A 902-nucleotide genomic window follows, 5' to 3' on the forward strand; every position below is an offset into this window, starting at 1 on the left:
CAATCTGGCAATATCACAAAAATTTATGCTAGTTTACAATTTTAGTCGAGATCAGAGTTTCGTCGAACCAACATCTCGTTTATAGGCTGTGCGTAAGTCGGCTTATCCCAATCAGGAACATCCAGCCATGGCGCTTAGTTACTTAGTCCCTAAAGACTGCATTGAAACTACTTATGAAATAAAGAAGAGTCGTTTTATCGCCCGGCATTTTAGTGTTACAGATAGAGAGCAGGCCATGCTAGCTTTGGCACAAGCTAAACGAGATTACCCCGATGCTCGCCATCATTGCTGGGCCTACCAAATCGGTCCACCTCATAGTCCGAGTTTCGCGGCCATGTCTGACGATGGCGAACCCGGTGGCACCGCAGGCAAGCCGATACTGAATGTCATTCAACATAAAGATATTGGCGATGCCATGATCATTGTGATTCGTTATTTTGGTGGTATAAAGCTCGGCGCAGGCGGATTAGTCAGAGCATACTCCCAGGCGGCCCAGCAAGCCTATGACGAAGGTGAAACAGAGTTGAAAGTGGAACTCGACGAATTCCAAATACAATGTGATTTTTCAGACGAACAGGCTATCCGACACTGGCTTTTTCAACATCAAGGCGAAGTCATCGGCACTGAGTATCAACAAGCCGTGACGATGAAGATAGCCATTGATGATCGACATCTAAGCGACTTGAGTGCTTACCTGCATGCACTCAAAAGCGCCTCTTTGATTCAGCCTTAAGCCCTCTAAGTTTTCTTCACTTACTTAGGCAGAAAACAGGAATTTACCACCACTTGCGATAGCAATAACGATCAAGCCCAGTGTCAGGTTAATTGCGACGATTTTACGGATTAGATTTAAGTGCGTCGCGGCATCAGGCCAACGATTCTCGCTCACTGCAGCTTTCATA

Annotated in this window: 1 protein-coding gene; it reads left to right on the plus strand. The window is 46.0% G+C overall.

Features of this window, described 5'->3' with window-relative positions; translation table 11 throughout:
• Nucleotides 1-127 precede the first annotated feature (127 nt).
• Nucleotides 128-733 carry a YigZ family protein gene (locus tag A3729_RS03515; protein ID WP_068512085.1) on the plus strand — a complete coding sequence of 202 codons (606 nt, stop codon included), beginning with the start codon at nucleotides 128-130 and terminating at the stop codon, nucleotides 731-733.
• The last annotated feature ends 169 nt before the right edge of the window (nucleotides 734-902 follow it).

The organism is Oleiphilus sp. HI0043, assembly GCF_001634935.1.

Excerpts from the sequence above, each read along its gene's own strand:
- A3729_RS03515 (WP_068512085.1), top strand. The coding sequence starts at position 128 with ATGGCGCTTAGTTACTTAGTCCCTAAAGACTGCATTGAAACTACTTAT.